Below are 3,815 nucleotides of genomic sequence, written 5' to 3' on the forward strand. Positions count from 1 at the left end.
CCGAGGGCTTGATCATCGCCCGGTTGCCGGCCGCCAGCACCCCGGCCAGCGGCGCGAAGGTGAGGTTCACCGGGAAGTTACAGGGGCTGATGATCCCGACCACGCCCTTGGGCTGGTAGCGAATCTCCGCCTTCGCGCCGAACAGCCCCAGGATCGCCGGGGTGGGTTTGCGTTTTTCCGGGCGCATCCACTTGGTCAGGTGGGCGCGGGCGTGCTTGAGCGGGCCGATGGAGGCGGCGACGTCGGTGAAGGCGCTGGCCTCCTTGCTGCGCGAGCCGAAGTCCTGGTTCAGCGCATCGGCGACGGCGCCGGCGTTGTCGACCAACAGGCCGATGGCCCGGTCGATCCGCTCGATCCGCTGGGCGGCGCTCGGCGCCCCGTCGCGCAGATGCGCGGCTTTCTGCTTAGCCAGCAGCGCGTTCATGGCGGCAGCTTCCATGGTGGTGTCCTCCCCGGGGATCTTATCCGGATAGTGTTCGGATGGTTACGTGGGGGAATGGAAGGGGAGGGGCGCGAGACGACCACGGCACCCATTGCTAACCTAGGCCGCCTTTTTCGTCCCACTGTCGGTGATCTTGCAGGCGACCAAGCGATCGCCGATGTCGTCAACCTTCCCGCGAAGACGGTCCTTTTGATAACTTCGAACTAGTTCTCCAAGGAATTTCTCAACGCTGGTCTTGCTCTTGAGGTCAGATTTGTAGTCTGGAAGTGAGCCGCTTTCAATTTCGTGATTTACGTCAATCATTAGAGCTTTCAATAGATCGTTCACGACATCCAAAACACATTCCAGATGCCCATCATCGAAGGCTTGTTTCGGATTTCTACAGAGTTCACGGCCAGCGTCTGAAGCGCAAAGCAAGCGTTTTACCGCAGCCAAAATGACAAAGGGAGTCAGGCCGTAGGTGGCAAAAGGTCTATTGGTAATCGACTCCGTATTCTCATGAATGCGTTCCATGATCTTATGAAGAAGAACTATTCGGTATGCATCAACTCCAGGGCGTCCGAAGAGGTCGTTGTATTTTTCATCAAACAATTTGTAAGTTTGGTGGCAGGACCATGGTTCGTCGAGGTCGAATGCGAGAAGTAATTTGCCTGCGGCTTCATTCGATATGACTCGATCTCCGCCAGCGGCACCTCGCTTTACGTCAAAGCGATAGCCCTCAAAATTGATCGTTTCGAATTCAGATTTGAGGCGAACTTGGAGTTTATCATTTGACCGGAGATCGCGCGGCTTAATGCCGTTCTGATTGTTACTGTTTATCGAGATCTCGCGAGCCAGTTCGGCATCTCCGCCAATCTCGATAATCCGCGTTAAAACTCGAAGGTCGCCTGTAATCCGGCCCGCGCCGCTGTGGAATTGCTTGAGGCTTTGGGCACCATTGACGACGACGAAGTTCTTGATCCGAACTCGTTCATCGTCAAGTTCAACCTCTTCGGCTAGGACCGTTACACCGTTATGAAATAGAGCAAATTTCTGATGTTGGGCCTGAGCAGACAATGAATCTTGAATTGCCTTGTTAACTTTGGTGCTCCCAAGCGGGAGCCGAACATTCAATTCAAATAGGCTTCCATCCGCGATTCCGGGCAACTCTGAAAGTTGTTTTCCTTCCGCGAAGAAGACGACTACTTTTGACGTTTGTCCGGCTTGGTGCACAAGAGGTTTTCCGTCCGCGCGAAATTCATATTCTCCTCGAATGCCGGCGTCTTCGCCAAGATCGACGTAGACCTGTGCGATCTCATCTCGTCCGAAGCCAATAAGCGCTGGATCATTCGCGAGCATATCTCGCCCGTTTGCATCAAATTCGGCGTTTGTAACAAATACACCTCGTACAGTGTAGCCGCTCTCGAGAAGTCCGCCAAAATTGACTTTGTTTAGCTTGTCTTTGATTTCTTGATCGACTTTTCCAGATATGAAAAGATCGTAGGCATCTTTCGTGCGAATCTGGTTGAGCGTCCCGGAAAACTCACGGACGTCTTTATCTCCAAGGGTGCCGTTTTGCTTTGTCTTTGACTGGAAGACGTGTATTTCTAGCTGCTCATTATCGACGTAGATTCCATCGATGCCGCGATCATTATTTTTGTCGCAAATCGCATCTTCTGCGCTGACTTGATCTAGGCGATATATGTGTTCCAGGAACCAATTTAGGAATGCAATCGACCTCGGCCTTCCCTTATCAGTAAAGGGCTTGACGAGTTCAAGCATCGACGCGAACTCGAGATCAGCGGCGTTCATTTTGGCATCCCTCAGATCATAACCCCTGCACTTGTGCGGAGATTCTGGCGAGACGTTAATGCCTGACGGACAGAAGCCGCGTCGGGAGTGGTAAGTCCCTCATTCCGCGAACGGATGCGGCAGCGGGCCTGAGCGGAACAGGATCGTCGGGTTCTCGTCGTAGTCGCCCATCTCGGTGTCGGCGGTGACGGAGAAGGCGACGACGGCGGCGCGGTGGGGGGCCAGGCGCTCGGCCTTGCGGCGGGCTTCCTCGGGGTTGGCGCAGCCGACCTGTTGCTCGGCCTTGAGGCTCTTGCCTCGGCCTTGCTTGTAAGCCTGGATGATGTGGACGGTTTCTTTGGCCATGCCTATGGCAAGCCGCTGATTGGCGGGCTGGGTCAAGCATAATGTTCTTTATTTGTTCTTGATCTTCGCGGGAATTCTGGCAGGGTTGTGGGACGTGGCGGGGCTCGGCTCTCCGCGCCGCGCGTTCCGGCGTAGGGCTGGCGTGGCGCGGGCGGACTTTTGAGTCTGGCGCCCTAGGATCTGGGTCCCGGCCTTCGCCGGGATGAGCGGATTTGGTTTGGTTTGGCTCTGGGTTTGCTCTGGGTTGGCGCGTGCGCGCGCGGCCCGTTGGGCGGCCGGTTGATCTTCTGAAAATTTGGAGGCGAGGGCGGGGTGGTTCGTCTTGCGGCTTTGCGCGCGCCAGGTTGGCGCGGCGGGCTGCGTGGGCGGGGGCCTGGCCGCGCGTGCGAGGATGGTGACGATGAGCGATTTGCCTGTGGCGGGACCGGGGGCGCGGCGGCGTTGGCATCGGTACAGCCTGGCGCTGGCCAGCGTGATCTGCGAGCGGATCGCGGCGGGGGAGACCCTGCTGGGGATCTGCCGGGACCCGGAGATGCCGTGCAGGTTCTCGGTGCGGGCCTGGTCGCTGCAGCATCCGAGTTTCGGGGCGCGGCTGGCGCAGGCGCGGGTGGAGGGGCGGCACAATCCGCGCGGCGGGCGGCCGACCACCTATCACCCGCAGGTGGCGGGGCTGATCTGTCAGCGGCTGGTCGCGGGGATGACGCTGGACGAGGCGTGCGACCTGCCTGGCTTGCCGGTGTCGCAGACGGTGTTCGACTGGATCGAGCGCTATCCGCAGTTCGCCGACGCCTATCGGCGCGCGCGGATGTTGCAGGCGCACCGGCGGTTCGATCAGGTCTGGGAGATCGCCCAGGCCGCGACGCCGGAGACCGCCTATGCCGCGCGGGTGAAGATCGAGGCCGCGCGCTGGCAGGCCGGCCGGCTGGCGCCCAAGCGGTACGGGCCCAAGGCCGAGGACGGCGACGGGGAGGGCGGCGGGCGCCCGCAGGTCAATGTGTTCATCCAGAAGTTCGGGGAGGATGAGGCCGTGCCGGTGGGCTGAGGGGCGGGCCTCCCGGCGGCGCCTTTGGCGATCCACCTCCCCATGAAGGGGGAGGGCCTGGGGTGGCGCGGCCTTGTTCCTCTCCCCGTTGGGGAGAGGTTAGGTGAGGGGCTTTCAGCGGTTGAGCTGTCTCGGCGCGGCCGTGTCGCGCCTGGCGGCGCGGCCCCTCACCCGGCCTCTCCCCGGCGGGGAGAG

General features: G+C 59.8%; 4 protein-coding genes. 1 reads left to right on the forward strand and 3 read right to left on the reverse strand.

Annotated elements, in window-relative coordinates; genetic code table 11:
• The 3 genes from Q7T84_RS16605 to Q7T84_RS16615 all read right to left on the reverse strand — a co-directional run.
• Positions 1–439 (reverse strand): aldehyde dehydrogenase family protein (locus Q7T84_RS16605; protein ID WP_304811032.1); only part of this gene is annotated, 439 nt, incomplete at its 3' end.
• Between the two features lie 102 nt (positions 440–541).
• Positions 542–2,233 (reverse strand): AIPR family protein, encoded by a 1,692-nt coding sequence (locus tag Q7T84_RS16610; RefSeq protein ID WP_304811034.1) that lies wholly within the window; start codon positions 2,231–2,233, stop codon positions 542–544.
• Positions 2,234–2,332: 99 nt separating this feature from the next.
• A complete protein-coding gene (locus Q7T84_RS16615; protein ID WP_304811036.1) occupies positions 2,333–2,578 on the reverse strand; it encodes a hypothetical protein in 246 nt (81 codons plus the stop codon).
• A 400-nt stretch (positions 2,579–2,978) separates the two neighbouring features.
• Between Q7T84_RS16615 and Q7T84_RS16620 the strand changes: the two genes are divergently transcribed.
• Entirely contained in the window at positions 2,979–3,620 is a 642-nt protein-coding gene (locus Q7T84_RS16620; RefSeq protein ID WP_304811038.1) for a hypothetical protein, read from the forward strand.
• Positions 3,621–3,815 lie beyond the last annotated feature (195 nt).

The organism is Phenylobacterium sp. (genome assembly GCF_030654915.1).
GTDB lineage: Bacteria > Pseudomonadota > Alphaproteobacteria > Caulobacterales > Caulobacteraceae > Phenylobacterium.

What these genes read in the sequence shown, in the direction of transcription:
- Q7T84_RS16615 (WP_304811036.1), bottom strand. Translation starts at nt 2,578, where the DNA reads ATGGCCAAAGAAACCGTCCACATCATCCAGGCTTACAAGCAAGGCCGA.
- Q7T84_RS16620 (WP_304811038.1), top strand. Translation starts at nt 2,979, where the DNA reads ATGAGCGATTTGCCTGTGGCGGGACCGGGGGCGCGGCGGCGTTGGCAT.
- Q7T84_RS16610 (WP_304811034.1), bottom strand. Translation starts at nt 2,233, where the DNA reads ATGAACGCCGCTGATCTCGAGTTCGCGTCGATGCTTGAACTCGTCAAG.